This is a genomic window from Xanthomonas citri pv. citri, assembly GCF_000961215.1.
Lineage (GTDB): Bacteria > Pseudomonadota > Gammaproteobacteria > Xanthomonadales > Xanthomonadaceae > Xanthomonas > Xanthomonas cissicola.
Map to the genome: position 1 here is coordinate 294,918 of NZ_CP008998.1, position 17,212 is coordinate 312,129.

13 protein-coding genes and 1 pseudogene are annotated in these 17,212 nt (G+C 64.5%); 8 read left to right on the top strand and 6 right to left on the bottom strand.

The features are described 5' to 3' along the window. The first annotated feature begins 88 nt into the window (after positions 1-88). Both AMD14_RS01765 and dcp read left to right on the top strand, forming a co-directional pair. Entirely contained in the window at positions 89-1,105 is a 1,017-nt protein-coding gene (locus AMD14_RS01765; RefSeq protein WP_015462754.1) for an isoaspartyl peptidase/L-asparaginase family protein, read from the top strand. A 108-nt stretch (positions 1,106-1,213) separates the two neighbouring features. Beyond that, positions 1,214-3,382, top strand: a complete 2,169-nt coding sequence (gene dcp, locus AMD14_RS01770; RefSeq protein WP_003488952.1) for a peptidyl-dipeptidase Dcp — start codon at positions 1,214-1,216, stop codon at positions 3,380-3,382. A 352-nt stretch (positions 3,383-3,734) separates the two neighbouring features. Here the strand turns inward: dcp and AMD14_RS01775 are convergent, their stop codons facing one another. Further along, positions 3,735-4,790 carry an MBL fold metallo-hydrolase gene (locus tag AMD14_RS01775; protein WP_015471588.1) on the bottom strand — a complete coding sequence of 352 codons (1,056 nt, stop codon included), beginning with the start codon at positions 4,788-4,790 and terminating at the stop codon, positions 3,735-3,737. Between AMD14_RS01775 and AMD14_RS01780 the strand changes: the two are divergent. Both AMD14_RS01780 and AMD14_RS01785 read left to right on the top strand, forming a co-directional pair. Beyond that, positions 4,789-5,020 (top strand): annotated as a pseudogene (locus AMD14_RS01780) (hypothetical protein). The gene AMD14_RS01775 and the pseudogene AMD14_RS01780 overlap by 2 nt on opposite strands. A gap of 9 nt (positions 5,021-5,029) precedes the next feature. Further along, a complete protein-coding gene (locus AMD14_RS01785) occupies positions 5,030-5,662 on the top strand; it encodes a TetR/AcrR family transcriptional regulator (RefSeq protein ID WP_005912268.1) in 633 nt (210 codons plus the stop codon). Between the two features lie 173 nt (positions 5,663-5,835). Here the strand turns inward: AMD14_RS01785 and AMD14_RS01790 are convergent, their stop codons facing one another. The 4 genes from AMD14_RS01790 to AMD14_RS01805 all read right to left on the bottom strand — a co-directional run bounded on the left by AMD14_RS01790 (position 5,836) and on the right by AMD14_RS01805 (position 9,691). Then, positions 5,836-6,183, bottom strand: a complete 348-nt coding sequence (locus AMD14_RS01790) for a VOC family protein (RefSeq protein ID WP_003488955.1) — start codon at positions 6,181-6,183, stop codon at positions 5,836-5,838. 68 nt (positions 6,184-6,251) lie between these two features. Continuing rightward, the gene (locus tag AMD14_RS01795) at positions 6,252-7,013 is read right to left on the bottom strand and encodes a helix-turn-helix domain-containing protein (protein ID WP_011050192.1); all 762 of its coding nucleotides are present in this window, start codon (positions 7,011-7,013) and stop codon (positions 6,252-6,254) included. A gap of 114 nt (positions 7,014-7,127) precedes the next feature. Next, complete coding sequence (locus AMD14_RS01800) at positions 7,128-8,387, bottom strand: cation:proton antiporter (RefSeq protein ID WP_011050193.1); 1,260 nt, start codon at positions 8,385-8,387, stop codon at positions 7,128-7,130. 347 nt (positions 8,388-8,734) lie between these two features. Further along, positions 8,735-9,691, bottom strand: a complete 957-nt coding sequence (locus AMD14_RS01805; RefSeq protein WP_003488961.1) for a LysR family transcriptional regulator — start codon at positions 9,689-9,691, stop codon at positions 8,735-8,737. Positions 9,692-9,809: 118 nt separating this feature from the next. On the opposite strand from AMD14_RS01805, the gene aceB reads away from it, so the two are divergent. The 4 genes from aceB (at position 9,810) to AMD14_RS01825 (ending at position 16,910) form a co-directional block, all read left to right on the top strand. After that, on the top strand, positions 9,810-11,426 hold the full coding sequence (gene aceB / locus AMD14_RS01810; RefSeq protein ID WP_040259712.1) for a malate synthase A: 1,617 nt from the start codon (positions 9,810-9,812) through the stop codon (positions 11,424-11,426). Positions 11,427-11,594: 168 nt separating this feature from the next. Continuing rightward, positions 11,595-12,890, top strand: a complete 1,296-nt coding sequence (aceA, locus tag AMD14_RS01815; RefSeq protein ID WP_003488965.1) for an isocitrate lyase — start codon at positions 11,595-11,597, stop codon at positions 12,888-12,890. A 297-nt stretch (positions 12,891-13,187) separates the two neighbouring features. Next, positions 13,188-14,246 carry a GGDEF domain-containing protein gene (locus AMD14_RS01820; protein WP_011050195.1) on the top strand — a complete coding sequence of 353 codons (1,059 nt, stop codon included), beginning with the start codon at positions 13,188-13,190 and terminating at the stop codon, positions 14,244-14,246. Between the two features lie 3 nt (positions 14,247-14,249). Continuing rightward, a complete protein-coding gene (locus tag AMD14_RS01825; protein WP_015462757.1) occupies positions 14,250-16,910 on the top strand; it encodes a putative peptide modification system cyclase in 2,661 nt (886 codons plus the stop codon). Here the strand turns inward: AMD14_RS01825 and AMD14_RS01830 are convergent. After that, entirely contained in the window at positions 16,850-17,188 is a 339-nt protein-coding gene (locus AMD14_RS01830; protein WP_015471596.1) for an NHLP-related RiPP peptide, read from the bottom strand. The genes AMD14_RS01825 and AMD14_RS01830 overlap by 61 nt on opposite strands. Positions 17,189-17,212: the final 24 nt, after the last annotated feature.

The window sequence follows — 17,212 nt, forward strand, 5'->3', positions numbered from 1 at the left end:
TGGCGTGGCGCGCGGTTGAAGGATGGCCGGCGTTGCTTGGTGAATCCGGTCCGCCTGACGTGAAACATTCACTCCATCGAGGAACTTCATGATCGCTAAGTCCGCACGCGCGTTATGCCTGTCGCTCTTTCTGCTGCTCATCGCCGGCCCGGCGCTTGCAGCCACGCCGATGCTGGTCATCCATGGTGGCGCGGGCGTGGAGAAATCCAGCCTTTCTAAGGACGAGCAGGCGCAGGCGCGCGAGGCGATGCAACGCGCACTGCGTGCCGGGCACGCGGTGCTGCAACGTGGCGGCAGTGCAGTGGATGCAGTGGCCGCCACCATCACCGTGCTGGAGGATGCGCCGCAGTTCAACGCTGGCCGCGGTGCGGTGTTTACCCATGACGGCAGGAACGAACTGGACGCGGCCATCATGGATGGCGCCAGCGGCAAGGCCGGTGCGATTACCGGCGTGCACACGGTCAAGAACCCGATCCTGCTGGCACGCAGCGTGATGGACCGCTCCAAGCACGTGATGCTGGTCGGCGACGGCGCTGAAGCGTTCGCGCGCGAGCAGGGCATCACCCTGGTAGACCCGGCCTATTTCCGCACCGACAAGCGCTGGCAGCAACTGCAGAAAGCGCTCAAGGCCGAGGCCGGCGACCGCCAGGCGCAGGCCGAGCTGGATCTGGAGACCGCCAAGCATTTCGGCACCGTCGGCGCGCTGGCGCTGGACCGCGACGGCCATCTGGCTGCCGGTACCTCCACCGGCGGCATGACCAACAAGCGCTATGGCCGGGTCGGCGATGCACCCATCATCGGGGCCGGCACCTATGCCAACAGCCAATGCGCGGTGTCCGGCACCGGCTGGGGCGAGTTCTACATCCGCGCCGTGGCTGCCTACGACATCTGTGCGCGCATGAAATACGCCGGGCAATCGCTGCAGCAGGCCGCCGAGACCGTGATCGACCAGCAGATCCCGAAGGCCGGCGGGGACGGCGGCGCCATCGCGCTGGATGCACAGGGCAACCTGGCGTTTCCATTCAATACCGAGGGCATGTACCGCGGCTGGATCGGCGCCGACGGCACCGCGCATGTGGCGATTTTCAAGGACGAGACGTTGTAACGCCGCCATCCCCAACCGCGGCCTTCCACCCAATCCAACGGCACATGCCAGCGGTCGCGAAACCCGCTAGCGTGCCCGGCTGCACTACCCACTCAGGAATCACACGCCATGTCGCGTACCGTCGTTCTGGCCGCTGCCATCACCCTGGCACTGGCTGCTTGTTCTGGAAAAGAGTCGTCTGGCCAGGAGTCCACCACCGTGCCCGAGAAAACCGCCCCGGCTCCGGCCGCGGATGCTGCATCCAACCCCTTGCTGACCGCCAGCACGCTGCCGTTCCAGGCGCCGCCGTTCGACAAGATCCAGGACGCCGATTATCTGCCGGCGTTCGAAGAAGGCATGCGCCAGCATCTGGCCGACATCCGCAAGATCGCCGATAACCCAGAAGCGCCGACCTTCGACAACACCATCGAAGCGATGGAGCGCGGCGGCGAAACGCTCACGCGCGTGTCGCGCATCTTCTTCGGGCTGGTGCAGGCCGATACCAGCGACGCACGCCAGAAAATCCAGGAAGAGATCGCGCCCAAGCTGGCCGCGCATCAGGACGAGATCAATCTCGACCCCAAACTCTTCGCCCGCGTCAAGACCATCTACGACCAGCGCGACACGCTGAATCTGGATCCGGAGCAGAAGCGTCTGGTCGAGCGCGACTACGAAGAGCTGGTACGCGCCGGCGCGCAGTTGTCCGATGCCGACAAGGACAGCCTGCGCAAGCTCAACGTGGAAGAAACCACCCTCTCCACGCAGTTCCATACCCGCCTGGTCGCCGCCTCGGCTGCCGGCGCGGTGGTGGTGGACGACAAGGCCAAGCTCGATGGCCTGAGCGAAGGCGATATCGCCGCCGCGGCCGATGCCGCCAAGGCCCGCAAGCTCGATGGCAAGTATCTGCTCACTCTGCAGAACACCACCCAGCAGCCGGTGCTGGCGTCGCTGAAAAATCGCGAGCTGCGTGCCGAGGTATTGAAGGCCTCTGAGACGCGCGCGGAAAAGGGCGATGCCAACGACACCCGCCAGACCATCCAGCGGCTGGCGCAGCTGCGCGCGCAGAAGGCCAAGTTGCTCGGCTTCGACAACTACGCCGCCTACAGCCTGGGCGACCAGATGGCCAAGACGCCGGATGCCGCGCTCAAGCTGCTGACCGACACCGTGCCGGCTGCCACTGCCAAGGCACGCCGCGAAGCGGCCGAGATGCAGAAGGTCATCGACGCGCAGAAAGGCGGCTTCAAACTCGCCGCCTCCGATTGGGACGTCTACGCCGAGCAGGTGCGCAAGGCCAAGTACGACCTGGACGAATCCCAGATCAAGCCGTACTTCGAACTGGACAACGTGCTCAACAACGGCGTGTTCTACGCCGCCACGCAGCTGTACGGCATCACGTTCAAGCAGCGCACCGACATCCCGACCTATCACGCGGATATGAAGGTGTATGAGGTGTTCGATGCCGACGGCACCTCGATGGCGTTGTTCTACACCGACTACTTCAAGCGCGACAGCAAGTCCGGTGGCGCGTGGATGGACGTGTTCGTCGAGCAAGACGGCCTGACCGGTGCCAAGCCGGTGGTCTACAACGTGTGCAACTTCACCAAGCCGGCCGCCGGCCAGCCGGCGCTGCTCAGCTTCGACGACGTCACCACCTTGTTCCATGAGTTCGGCCATGCGCTGCATGGCATGTTCTCCAAGGTGAAGTACCCCTCGATTGCCGGCACCAGCACCTCGCGCGACTTCGTGGAATTCCCCTCGCAGTTCAACGAGCACTGGGCGTCCGATCCGAAGGTCTTCGCCAACTACGCCAAGCACTACCAGACCGGCGCAGCGATGCCGGCCGAGCTGGTGGAAAAGATCAAGAAGGCCAAGACCTTCAACAGCGGCTACGCCACCACCGAATACCTGTCGGCGGCGCTGCTGGATCTGGCCTGGCATACCCAGCCGGCCGATGCGCCGCTGCAGGACGTGAGCAAGTTCGAAGCCGATGCCTTGAAGCGCTTCAAGGTGGATCTGGCCGAAGTGCCGCCGCGCTACCGCAGCAGTTATTTCGATCACATCTGGGGCGGCGGGTATTCGGCCGGGTACTACGCGTACTTCTGGTCGGAAGTGCTCGACGACGATGCGTTCGAATGGTTCAAGGAAAACGGTGGCCTGACCCGCAAGAACGGCGATACCTTCCGCGCCAAGATCCTCTCGCGCGGCAATACTGTCGATCTGGCCACGTTGTACCGCGATTTCCGCGGCAAGGACCCCAGCGTCAAGGCGCTGCTGGAAAACCGCGGGTTGACCGAGTGAGCGATGTGCGTGCGTAGGCATGCATGCCTCGCCAGTGCGATTGGCAAACAAAGACGGGATGGCCATGGCCATCCCGTCTTTGTTCGTGCGCATGTGACGCGCTATATGACGGTGGTGCCACTTTCAGGATCAGCATTCAGTTTTTCAACGCACCGTGCGCGGGTACATGCCACATCTTGCCGGTCGTATCCGCATGCCTGCCGCTGCAGTGCGAGACGCGCAGATCGAGACGCGAGGCAGTGGCACTAGCGATGTCGAAGAGCCTGACGTTGCCGATGTTTGCGTCACGCTGTGCACGCAGTCACCAGGACGCCGGCAAGCACCATGGCGTAGCCACACCGCAGCCCGCCACTTATGGCGTTGCCACCAACCCATCCGACGCGCTCGCCGCAGCGTCCTGCGGCCACCAACGCACGCGGTTGCCGGGGGCATTCAAGTCCACGCGCTCGCCCATGCACGGGGTGATCAGTGCGACACCAGCGCAGTCGGCCAGCGCCACGATCCGGTCCAGCGGTTCCTGCCACGCGTGCATGGCCAGATCGAAGGTGCCGTTGTGGATCGGCAGCAGGCTACGGCCGCCGACGTCGATGAACGCCTGCAGGCTCTGCTCCGGCTGCATGTGCACGTGCGGCCACATGTGGTCGTAGGCGCCATTTTCGATCAATGCGACATCGAATGGCCCGAGCCGCTCGCCGATGGTCTTGAAGTGCGGGCCATAGCCGCCGTCGCCACTGAAGAACAGGCGCAGGTCGCCTGCCTGGATCACCCAGGAACACCATAGCGTGCGCCCGTTGTCGAACAGCCCGCGGCCAGAAAAATGTTGCGACGGGGTGGCGGTGAGCTGCAGGCCGGCGACGCTGATCGACTCCCACCAATCCAACTGCCGTACCTTGGCCGGGTCCACGCCCCAGCGCACCAGCAGGTCGCCCACGCCCAACGGGGCGACAAACACGCCGACACGGTCGGCCAGCGCGCGGATGGTGGCGCGGTCGAGATGGTCGTAGTGGTCATGCGACAGGATCACCCCGGCCAACGGCGGCAGCGCATCCAGTGCAATCGGCGGGGCGTGGAAACGCTTGGGCCCGGCGAATGGCACCGGCGAGGCGCGTTTGGAAAACACCGGGTCGGTCAGCCACAGCCCGCCCGCCAGCTTCATCAGCAGCGTGGAATGGCCCAGCCGGTACAGGCTGCGATCCGGCGCGGCCAGCAGGTGCGCGCGTGTCAGCGGCTGCACCGGCAAGGGCGCGGCGGGCACCGTGGTGCGGGGCTTGCCGAACACCATGGCCCACATCAGGCCGAGCTGCTCGCGCAGGGTCATGACGGTGGTCGGCAACGGCATCGCATTACGGAAGCGGCCAGCGCGAAACTGTGGCGAATCGGCGTAGGGGGAAGGACGTGGGGGAGCCATGGGAAGTCCGAGCAAGACGTGGGAGAGCAGAAGAAGTACGAGCGATCAGGCAACGGCGATGCAGCAAGCACTCGGTGCACTTGGCGTAAGGATCGGCATGGACGGGACGTACAGCCAGCTTCCTACACACCAACTGCGGCGGGATGACAACGGCGGATCACACCAGTGCCAGGAGAGATTACACTGGACAGTGTAGTTTTATTTTCGTGAAAGTAAACTGCCAGGTGTAAAATCGCCAGATGTCGACCGCACCCTCCCTTCCGGCCAAGCCCCAGCGCCTGACCGACCGCAAACGCAACGCCATCGTCGAGGCCGCCATTGCCGAGTTCCGGCAGCACGGCTTCGAAGCGACCAGCATGGACCGTGTAGCCGCCACTGCCGGCGTTTCCAAACGCACGGTCTATAACCACTTCCCCAGCAAGGACGCCTTGTTCGGCGAGATTTTGCGCGGGCTGTGGCAACGCAGCGCCGAGGCGGTGAATCTGGCGTATCGGCCCGATCAACCGCTGCACCTGCAGTTGATCGCCTTGCTGCAACAGAAGCTGCGGCTGTTGGACGACCCGGCGTTCATCGATCTGTCGCGCGTGGCCATCGCCGAAGGCATCCACTCGCCGGCGCGGGCGCGCGAGTTGCTGTCGCAGCTGGGCAGCAAGGAAGAGGGCACCACCACCTGGCTGCGTGCCGCACTGGCCGACGGCCGGCTGACAGGCGTGGAGCCGGACTTCGCCGCGCAGCAGTTGCAGGCGCTGGTGAAGGGCTTTGCGTTCTGGCCGCAGATCACCCTGGGCCAGCCGCCGCTGTCGCCGCAGCAACAGACGCAGGTGGCCGAATCGGCGGTGGCGATGTTCCTGGGGTTGTACGCGCGCAAGTGAGCACGCGTCGGCACGCTCGCTTGCGCGTTTAGGGCGGCAACCGAACGTAGCGAGCAGTCGTCGGGTGGGCACGCCGGCGCACTCAGAGGCGCAATGGACGAGTGGTACACGCCGATTCCGGGCACCGGCCGCGCACGCCTGGCGGTGCGCGCAGGCGTTTGGTCGCTGCTCTCTTAGTCCTTCGACCACACCGCCAAGGGATAGCCATGCGGGTCGGCAAAGTGAAAACGTCGCCCGCCCGGAAACGCGAACACCGGTTGGGTGATCTGCCCACCTGCCGCTTCGATGCGTGCCTGGCTGCGTGCCAGATCATCGGAGGCGAGCACCACCAGCGCGCCACCCGGTTGCGGCGTGCCGTGGAAGAAACCGCCGCTCAGGCGGCCGTCGCGGAATTCGCAGTAGTCGGGGCCGTAGTCCTGAAATGTCCAGCCGAAGGCCTGCCCATAAAAGGCTTTGGCGACGGCGATCGAGTCGGCGGCAAATTCCAGATAATCGATGCGGTGCTGCGTGGCGTCGGTCATGGCGTGCTCCTGAGTAAGTGCACAGCATGCGGATGGCGCACGCCGGTGGCTTGGCGAAAACGGCCAACTCAGCGTGCGTGCTGCTGCACCAGTGCGCGCGGGCTCAGCCCGGTGAGCTGACGTGCATCGCGCACCAGGTGCGGTGCATCGCCGTAGCCGGCGTGCAGCGCGGCCTCGGTCAAGTTGCGGTGCCCTCGCACGATCCGCAGGAAGCGCTGCAGGCGCAGGACGCGCTGCAGCGTCTTGCTGCCGTAGCCGAATGCGTCCTGACAGCGGCGGCGCAGCGAACGCTCGCTGATCCCCAACGCATCGGTCAATGCGCTTAGCCGTGTCGGCGTGCCGACGGCCAGTTGTTCGAACAGCCAAGCCATCTGCGGATCGCGCGCTGCGGCGTGCTGTTGGCAGAGTGCCTGCAAGGTCTGTAACGGATCAGCACCGTCTTCCAGGCGATGCTGCCACATGCGGCCCTGCACGCCCCATAACGATTCCAGCGCGACGCGTTGGTCGGCAATGGCGTGTAACGGCAGCTGCAGCAGACCGGCCGCCACGCCCGCCGCCAGACGGACACCGGTCAACGTCGTGCCTGCTGCCACCGATGCAGGATTGGCCATGCGATCCGGTCCGGCGACGAATACTTCGCTGCCATCCCAGATCAGATCGACGCTGCCATCGGGCAACACCAGCACCGGTTGCGTCGCGCGACCGCCCTGGCGAAATTGCCAACTGCACTGTAGCCGCGCGCGTAACGCAGCCGGCGCCGCGCTTTGGGCATAACACGACTCAGCTGGGTTCGATGTGACGGAACCCTGCGGGGAAGCGGATGCGGGCATGTGCAGTGCCGCAACCTCGAGCGCGCGGTGATCCAACGCCATGCGCTCGGCCGCAGCGCAGTTGCATGCACGGTATCCGGCCTGACGCGGCACCGCAGCACCATCGCGCCCTCATCAGTGAGGCGAGTTGCTTGCGGCCAGCGCATCGGCCGCTGCGTGCCGCCTGCCCTGGAACCAGGCCACCATCGGCGACGCCATCACCGTGGTCACCAGCGTCATGCCGAACAACAGCGTAAACAGATCCGGCCCGATCACGCCGCTATCCAGTCCGATCTTGATCACCACCAACTCCATCAGCCCGCGTGCGTTCATCAGCGAGCCCACGGTGAGACTGTCGCGCCATCGATGGCCGCTCAGGCGCGCACCCAGCGTGCAGCCGAGCAACTTGCCGCTCACCGCCATGCCGATCACCAGCACAAGTCCGCTCAGGCCGGCGCCGGCGAACGCGCCAGGGCTGGTGGCTTGACCGGCAACGGCGAACAGCACCGGCATCAGCAAGGTGATGGCCAGCGGCTCGATGCGCCCGGCCAGATGCTCCAGCAGGCGGTCATCGCGCGGCAGGCAGATGCCGAACAGGAAGGCGCCAAAGATCGCATGCAGCCCGATCCACTCCGCCAGCGCGGCGCATGCCAGCAGCCCGATCAACGCCCATACCAGCGCGCTCGGTGCATACCGGCCGTCATGCGCGCGGGAGCGCAGCAGGCGCGCATAGGCAGGCTTGAGCACACCGAACACGCCGGCGATCAGGACCAACGCACCGATGGCCGTGAACGCCACACCGCCATGCGCGTTGTTGCCGGTCAGGGTCAGCACGATCGCCAGGAAGATCCATACCGTGGCATCGTCGATCACGGCCGCGCCCAGCGCCAGGCGGCCGGCCGGCGTCCGCGTCATGTTGCGGTCCTTGAGGATGCGTGCCAGCACCGGAAATGCCGTCACCGACATCGCCGCGGCAATGAACAGCGCGAACGGCCAGAAGCTGACGCCTTGCGGTGCGAAGCGCGGGAACAGCCACGGCGCGGCAGCCAGACCGAGCAGCAGCGGCAACACGATGCCGGCCACGCCCACCAGGACCGAGGCACGCACTTGCGTCTTGGTGCCTTCCGGCGCACGCAATTCCACGCCGACCACGAACATGAAAAGCACCACGCCCATCGTGGCCAGGCCGGACAGCGGCGGCAGGGTTTTGGCGGCGAACAACGCCGTGTGCAGGTCGGGCAGCCAGGCACCGAATGCGATCGGACCGAGCAACAGCCCGGCCGCCATTTCGCCGATGACCGGCGGCTGCCCAATGCGTTGCAACAACGCACCGCACAGGCGCGCAGCGCCCAGGATCACCGCCAACTGCACCAGCAACAACGTGGTTTGATTCATCGCCTCAGCATTCCAGTGGTTGAGTCGGCTCGGCCCTCGCGTCCTGCAGGTCATCGGCCAGTTCCCCCAGACCGACGGCACAGCGATGCGCCGCATGCGCTGGCTGCTAGTTTATGCGTGACGACGCGCTGCGATCACGTTGGTGATCGACACGCGCAGGCAATGCGCTTGAAGTGAGATGCTGATGGCCCGATGCACGCACCGGCATCTTGTCGCGTTCGCTCGCATTGCTGGATGGCACACGCGCTTAGCGCGCTTCATCGAGCGTCTTCCGGCGCATGCGCGTGCTGGATGGCGTGACGCGTGCTCGCATCGCCAGGCGATAACGCTGGGCCATATCGAACGGCTCAACGCTCCGAATCGCCGCTCTCGTCATAGCCACGCGGGGTGAACAGATCCGGCTGGATCAGCTCGATAAACGCGCGTGCTTGCGGCGACAGATACTTGCCCTTGCGCACCACCACGCCGTAACTGCGGGTCGGGAAAAAGTCCTTCAGCGAGCGCGTGGCCAGCTTGTCGCGGTCGGCCTCGGTGAGGCAGATGGCGGTGACGATGGAAATACCCATGCCCATTGCCACGTATTGCTTGATCACCTCCCAGCCGCCCACCTCCAGCGCCACGGTGTAGGGCACGCGCGCCTGCTGGAAGATCAGATCGACCAGGCGGTAGGTCACCTGCCGGCGCGGCGGCAGGATCAATGGATACGGCGACAGATCCTGCAGCGAGACCTCGGCCTTGCCAGCCAACGGATGGTCGGGCGGGGTGATCAGCAATTGTTCGAAACGGTAGACCGGCGCGTAGTTGAGGTCGGCCGGCACGTCCAGCATCGAGCCGACCGCCAGATCCACCGCGTCTTCGCGCAGCAGGTCGGTGCCATCGGCGCTGATGGCGTTGTGCAGGGTCAGACGCACGTCTGGATGGCGCGCGCGGAAGTTGGCCACGATGCGCGGCAGCAGGTACAGGATGGTGGAGCTGTTGGCGGCGATATTGAGTTCGCCGGCATCGAGCCCGCGCACCTTCTCGCGAAAGCTCGCTTCCAGCCCATCGAGGCTTTCCACCAGCGGCTGCGCCATGTCGTACAGCAACTGGCCCTCGCGGCTGGGCGCCATGCGTCGCCCGGAGCGCTCGAATAACGGCACGCCCAGATCACGCTCCAGCGCTTGCAGCTGCAAGGTCACCGCCGGCTGGCTGACATAGAGCGCCTCAGCCGCACGTGAGACAGAGCCCAGACGCACCGTCTGGCAGAACGCGCGCAACGGCTTGAGCCGATCGGATTTGTAGGAGAATCGAGGGGTTGGCGCCATGGTACTACTCTGCGCGGGTTTAATATAAGCCAGACTTATTTACAGCATTGATAAAACTGCTTTGTCAAATAGTTGTATCGGGCGCACGGTGCAGGTCCGGATGCACAAGGACCTCCACATGGCTGCCACCGCGTTTGCTCCCCGCCCCAACGACCACGCCACGCCCGGCATTGCGCTGACCACCCAGATCGCCGGCCAGGCGGAGCTGCTGCCGGCCGCTGCGCTTGCCTTGCTGGTCTCGTTGCACCGGGCGATCGAGCCCGGCCGCCAACAGCGTCTGGCCCAGCGGCGCCAGCGCCAGGCCGCCTTCGACGCCGGTCAGCTGCCAGACTTCCGTACCGACACCCAGGCCATCCGTACCGGCGACTGGCGCGTGGCCCCTCTGCCGGTGGCGCTGCAGGACCGTCGCGTCGAAATCACCGGCCCAACCGACCCGAAGATGGTCATCAACGCGCTGAACTCCGGCGCCAAGGTGTTCATGGCCGACTTCGAAGATTCCACCGCGCCGACCTGGCGCAACCTGCTGGCCGGCCAGCGCACCCTGGTTGCGGCGGTGCGCGGCGATCTCAGCTTCGATGCGCCCAACGGCAAGCATTACGCCCTGCGCCCGGAGGCCGAACGTGCGGTGCTGATCGTGCGTCCGCGTGGTTGGCACCTGGACGAAAAGCACGTGCTGATCGACGGCCAGCCGCTGGCCGGCGGCCTGTTCGATGCGGCGTTATTTGCCTTCCACAATGGCCGCACGTTGCTGGCCAAGGACCGCGGCCCGTACCTGTATCTGCCCAAGCTGCAGAGCATGGAAGAAGCCGCACTGTGGGACACCGCGCTGGCGCATATCGAAGCGATGCTGGGCCTGCCGCATGGGCAGATCAAGGTCACCGTGCTGATCGAAACGCTGCCGGCGGTGTTTGAGATGGACGAAATTCTCTACGCGCTGCGCGAGCGCATCGTTGGGCTCAATTGCGGGCGTTGGGACTACATTTTTTCCTACCTGAAAACCTTTCGTGCGCACCGCGACCGCGTGCTGCCCGAACGCGGCCAGGTCACCATGACCCAGCCATTCTTGAGGGCGTATTCGGAGCTGTTGATCAAGACCTGCCACCGCCGCGGCGCGCATGCGATGGGCGGCATGGCCGCGCAGATTCCGATCAACCACGATGAAGCCGCCAACGAACAGGCCATGGCCCGCGTGCGCGCCGACAAGCTGCGCGAAGTGAGCGCCGGCCACGATGGCACCTGGGTGGCGCATCCGGCGCTGATTCCGGTGGCGATGAAACTGTTCGACGAACACATGCCCACCGCGCATCAGCAGCATGTGTTGCGCAACGACGTGCAGGTGACGCGCGACCTGCTGATCGCGCCCTCGCCGGGCAATGTCACCCGCGCCGGCTTCGAAGGCAATGTCGAAGTATGCGTGCGCTATCTGGCGGCCTGGCTGGACGGCAATGGCTGCGTGCCGATCCACCACCTGATGGAAGACGCCGCCACGGCCGAAATCAGCCGCGCGCAGCTGTGGCAATGGTTGCACCACGGTCAGCACCTGGATGATGGCATAGCCATCGATCAACACCTGCTGCAGGCGACCCTGCGCGCACTGCCCGCACGGTTGGGAACCGCCACCGCGCTGCCCGGCGCTGCACGGATCGATGAAGCGATCGCCTTGCTCGAAGAGTTGAGCGGCGCCGACGAACTGGCGGACTTCCTTACTGTACCGGCGTACCGCCTGATCGACTGATCGCCAATGCGGCGACGCCTCGCCACCGGCGTCGCGCAGCTTCCACTTCAACGCAGTCAACGCCCGTTGCGCACGCACGCGCAACGACGGCCTCGCCATGCCGCCTGCCTTGGCATGCCCGCCATTCCTTCCTCGTTCCATCCGTCGTACTTCTCAGGAGAACGCAAGATGAGCACTACACTGCAAAGCGCCGAACAACTGCAGCAGGACTGGTCCAACAACCCTCGCTGGGCCGGCATCGCCCGCAATTACAGCGCTGCCGATGTGGCGCGCCTGCGTGGCACCGTGCATGTCGAGCATTCGCTGGCACGCCTGGGTGCAGAAAAACTGTGGAATTCCCTGCATGCCACACCGTTCGTCAATGCGCTGGGCGCGCTGACCGGCAACCAGGCCATGCAACAGATCAAGGCCGGCCTGAAGGCGATTTACCTGAGCGGTTGGCAGGTTGCCGCCGATGCCAATCTGGCCGGGCAGATGTATCCGGATCAATCGCTATACCCGGCCGATTCCGTGCCGGCGGTGGTCAAGCGCATCAACAATACCTTGCTGCGCGCCGACCAGCTCCATCATGCCGAAGGCAACGATGCCATCGACTTCCTGCAGCCGATCGTGGCCGACGCCGAAGCCGGTTTCGGCGGCGTGCTCAACGCCTTCGAACTGATGAAGGCGATGATCGAAGCCGGTGCGGCCGGTGTGCACTTCGAAGACCAGCTGGCCTCGGTCAAGAAATGCGGCCATATGGGCGGCAAGGTGCTGGTGCCCACGCGTGAGGCGATCGAAAAATTGAATGCCGCGCGCCTGGCCGCCGATGTGCTGGGCGTGCCGACGGTGCTGATCGCGCGCACAGACGCCGAAGCCGCCGACCTGATCACCAGCGATGTGGATGCCAACGATCAACCGTTCACCACCGGCGAGCGTACGGTCGAAGGCTTCTTCAAGACCCGCAATGGCCTGGACCAGGCAATCAGCCGCGGCTTGGCCTATGCCCCGTACGCCGATCTGATCTGGTGCGAAACGGGCAAGCCGGACCTGGAATTTGCGCGCGCCTTCGCACAGGCCATCCATGCCAGGTTCCCCGGCAAATTGCTGGCCTACAACTGCTCGCCGAGTTTCAACTGGAAGAAGAATCTGGACGACGCCACCATTGCCAAATTCCAGACCGAACTGGCGAGCTATGGCTACAAGTTCCAGTTCATCACCCTGGCCGGTTTCCATGCGTTGAATCACAGCATGTTCCATCTGGCGCACGGCTATGCGCGCCGGCAGATGAGCGCATTCGTCGAATTGCAGCAGGCCGAGTTCGAGGCGGCGGAGATGGGATTTACCGCAGTCAAGCATCAGCGCGAGGTGGGCACCGGCTATTTCGATGCAGTGACGCAGGCGATCCAGCAGGGGCAATCGTCCACGACCGCGTTGCGTGGCTCCACTGAAGAAGAGCAATTCCAAAGCGACAAGGCGGCCTGATTGCTGGCAGCACTGCAACGTCGGCGGATGTACATGAGGCAATGCAGTGACGCAGCACCTGGACGCTCAGTTGATGCAGCTGTCTCCATGGCAATGGACGACCAAGGCAAATTCAGCAGGCGCGACATTGCGCCACCCTGGGAGGGGAGGGCTCGGAAAACCGAGCCCTTTTTTGCGCCCACTACCCGTCAATTCGTCTCTTTCTTCATGAGAAGGAGTGTGACCTGGTGCTGAACAAGGGAGTCCTGTAGGATTTGTCCATGGGCTGACGTTGCAGGCCGGCCTAAGGGAAAACCGATGACTTGCCACAACGCCGCAGGCGCACTTGAGCCGACGGGGAGCGCTGCCAAAACGCTCCCCGACGGGCTGCATGCGCTGATGACTGCCGAGGAACTGGCGTTTTTCGCCCGTTTCGGCCGTTTACGCGAGGTGTCCGCGGGCCAGTCGCTGTTCGAGCGCGGTGCCGTAGGCACGCAGATGTACATCGTTGTCAGCGGCCAGATCGACCTGGATTTCGGTGAGGACCTGATGCTCAAGCATCTGGGCCCGGGAGAATTCTTCGGCGAGCTCGGCCTGCTGATCGGCGATCACGCGCGCAGCGCCGGGGCCAGCGCCTCCACCGACAGCCGTCTGATCGAGCTGGCACACGACGATTTCCAGCGCCTGGTCGACCAGGATCCCTCGATGGTGGCGCACTTCCTGCGCCGCTCCATCGTGCGGGTGGTCAACAACGAACAATTGCTGATCCGCCAGCTGCGCCGCCGCAATCACGATCTGGAAGCGGCGCTGGACAACCTGTACGTCACCTCGCACCAGCTCAACCACACCGAAGAACTGAGCCGTACCGACGAGCTCACCGGCTTGCACAACCGGCGCGGCCTGGCGTTGCACCTGCAGGAATGCCGGCGGGCCGGTCACGTGCCGGGCGTCGGCCTGATCCTGATCGACTGCGACCGCTTCAAGCGCATCAACGACGAGTTCGGTCATCTGGCAGGCGACCGCGTGCTGCAGAACGTGGCGCATGCCCTGCGTTCGGTGATCGCCGAAGGCGACTTGGCCTGTCGTCTCGGCGGCGACGAATTCTGCGTGCTCGTCGCACAAGGCACCAGCGAGCTGGTGCACCACATCGGCGAATGCATCGTGCGGGCGGTGGAAGCGCGGCTGTGCAACGGCCAGGGCGAGCAAGGCTGCTCGGTCAGCGTGGGCTCGTGCATGATCGATGCGGACGCGGCGTGGAACGACTGGTACACGCTCGCCGACAGCGCCTTGTACGAGGCCAAGCGGCAGGGCGGCAATGTGCTGTGCATGCAGGAGACGCTGGCCCTGGATCAACCGCCTGCATCGGGTCACCGCTGAGCGATGGGCAGCCGCACCCACGCACGCAAGGACGCGTCGTCGGAAGCGCTCCAGGCGCCGCGGCTGCGCACCTTGTTGTTGACCGATCTCTGCGATTCGACCGCGCTGGTCGAACGTATCGGCGACAACGCTGCGGCTGCTTTGTTCCGCGAGCACGACCGCCTGGTGGTCAAGCTGCAGCAGCACTGGCGCGGCCGCCTGATCGATCGTTCCGACGGGCTGCTGCTGCTGTTCGATCGCCCCATCGATGGCCTGGGTTTCGCGCTGGATTATGCGCGCGGGCTCAAGACCATGGGCGATGCGCATGCGCTCACGCTCTGCGCACGCCAGGGCCTGCATGTGGGCGAAGTGCTGACCTGGCGCAATAGCGACGAAGCGATCAGCATCGGTGCCAAGCCGCTGGAAGTCGAAGGGCTGGCCAAGCCCACCGCCGCACGCCTGATGTCGATGGCACGGCCCGGGCAGATTTTGCTCTCGGCGGTGGCCGAGTCGTTGACCCATCGCGCCGCGCGCGAACTCGGCAATCGCGCCGACCGGTTGTTGTGGAAATCGCACGGGCGCTGGCGCTTCAAGGGCATGCCGACTCCGATGGAGATCTACGAAGTCGGCGAAGTCGGCCTGACTCCCCTGCGCATGCCGAAGAATTCGGCAAAAGCCTGGCGCGACGTGCCGCTGTGGCGCAGGCCGGCCGCGTTGGTGGCCGAGGTGGGGGTGGTGCTGGCGGTGGGAATCGCAGCTTGGTTCTTCATCCGGCCGCAGCCTGCGATTGCCTTTGCCAGTCGCGATTGGGTGGTCGTCGGCGATGTGCGCAATCTCACTGGCAATACCGTGCTGGATGGAGCGCTGGAACAGGCGCTACGCATCAGCCTCGAGCAGTCGCGTTACGTCAATGTCCTGAGTGACATGAAGGTGCGCGACACCGTCACGCGAATGAAGCGCGATCCCAACACGATTGTTCTCGACCGCAGTGTGGCGTCGGAGGTGGCGTTGCGTGATGGTGCCAGCGCAGTTCTTCTTCCGACCGTCGCTGAAGTTGGAGGGAAACTACGTTTCAGCGTAGAGCTGGTGGATCCGCGCACGCAGACAACCGTGTATTCGGAGTTCGTCCAAGGCGATGGCTTACCGTCCGCGCTGTCTTCGGTGGATCAAGTCACACGTAAGCTCCGCCAGGGGCTCGGCGAGATGGTCGCGTCGATCGACAAGAATTCAGTGCCATTGCCTGCCGTCACAACATCGAGTCTGGACGCGTTGCGTGCTTATGCACTGGGCGTGGAAGCGACTGCGAAAGGTCGGTGGCGTGAGGGCCTGGAACTGTTCGATCGCGCGGTCGGAATCGACCCGACGTTTGCGTTGGCTTACCTGGGTGCGGCGCGCATCAAGGTTGCGGTGTCCGACCGCAACGGCGCGCTTCCGTATCTGGACAACGCGGTTCGGTTCCGTCAGCGCTTGCCGGCGCGTGATCAGCTCTATCTAGATGCCTGGATCGCCGAGCTGCGGGCGGTGGACACCGCGCTCCCACTGTGGCGAACGTTGGCGTCCTTGTATCCGGACAATTTCGCCGGTGCCGCCAACACTTCATGGCATTTGTTTGTGGCAAACCGCTTTGCGGATGCGCTGCCATATGCGCAGGCTGCCGATGTCGTACAGGATCCGCTGCGTTCTATTGCGTCCGATCGCATCGGCCGCATCCTGATGGCACAGGGGAAGGTCGAGGCTGCGTTGCAGCGCTTCGAAAACTCGAGCGATGGCGATCGGGCAGGTCCGTTGCGACGCCAAGCCGATGCCTTGGCAGTGCTTGGTCGTTATGCCGAGGCGCAGCGAACCCTCGACCGGATTGTAGACAACGGCTACGCCAACGATGACGTGGTGCCGCTGATCGACCGCACCAGCATCGCGCTGGATCAGGCCAATTGGGCGAACGCGAATGCGGCAGTAGCACAGGCCCTGGAGCGTAGCAAGCACACCGATGATTTCAGCTATCGGCAGTTCCTGGTGATTGGGGCCACCACCGCAGCCATCACCGGTGAAACAGCATCCGTGGGCCCCGGGATGAGTTCGACGTTTGAAGCGCTGGTGGGTGCAATAAAGGCCAATGGCCCGGCCGAGCCAAACCTTCAGGACGACGCTGCGATGGTGCTGTCCCTGGTCAGCCAGGCTCAGCGGAATGGCGACGATCAGTTCACTGCACGCGCGCTTTCGGCGATCAAGCCTGCGCTCGCACACGAAACACCCGTGCTTGCCGACCTACGCGCGATCGTCGAAGCCCAGCATCTGGCGCTGTCCGGCGATCGGGTGGCCGCCATCGCTCGTCTGCCTCCCGGTCCCGACGATCTGTTGCAGATGCGCGTGACCTTGTACACCTTGTTGCATGACAGCGGACGGCACGCGGAGGCACTGCAACAAGCTCGCTGGCTTTCCCTTCAGCGTGGGCGCGCCTACATCGAGGCAAATGCCTCGCAGACGTTACAGCCGCTCAATGTGGCACACACGCGGTTAGCCCGGTTATGGACCGCCGAGTCGCTGTACGCACTGGGGCGTACGCAGGAAGCCCGCGAGCAGGCGCAGGCGTTCGTGCGTGCCTGGCCTGCATCGCATCTGCCTGCTTACCTGCGCAGCAGGGTGGAGCGAATACTTTCGGATTCGAAAGCGAAGATCACGGTGTGATTGGTCTTTTCGGTCAGATAGCTCTGTAACTCGACACGCGCCAGCGCAATGTCTTCCTTTGAAGCGAGTTGACTGGTGGTCATGCAGTAATAAGGTTCTCCGGCACTGGGCACGCCGTCGTTGGCATTGGCTCCGGCAACACCGAGCTGAGCAAGCGCCTGTGCTGGGTTGTCTTGGAAGCAATCGCGAAAATCGTCGTCGTTGGAGAGCAGCTCCAGCAGCCTGTCGGCGATGGATGCATCAAACGGAGGGTGTGCCTTGTCGGCTGGATGGGTCATCGTCTTGTCCGCAGGTGAGGGGGC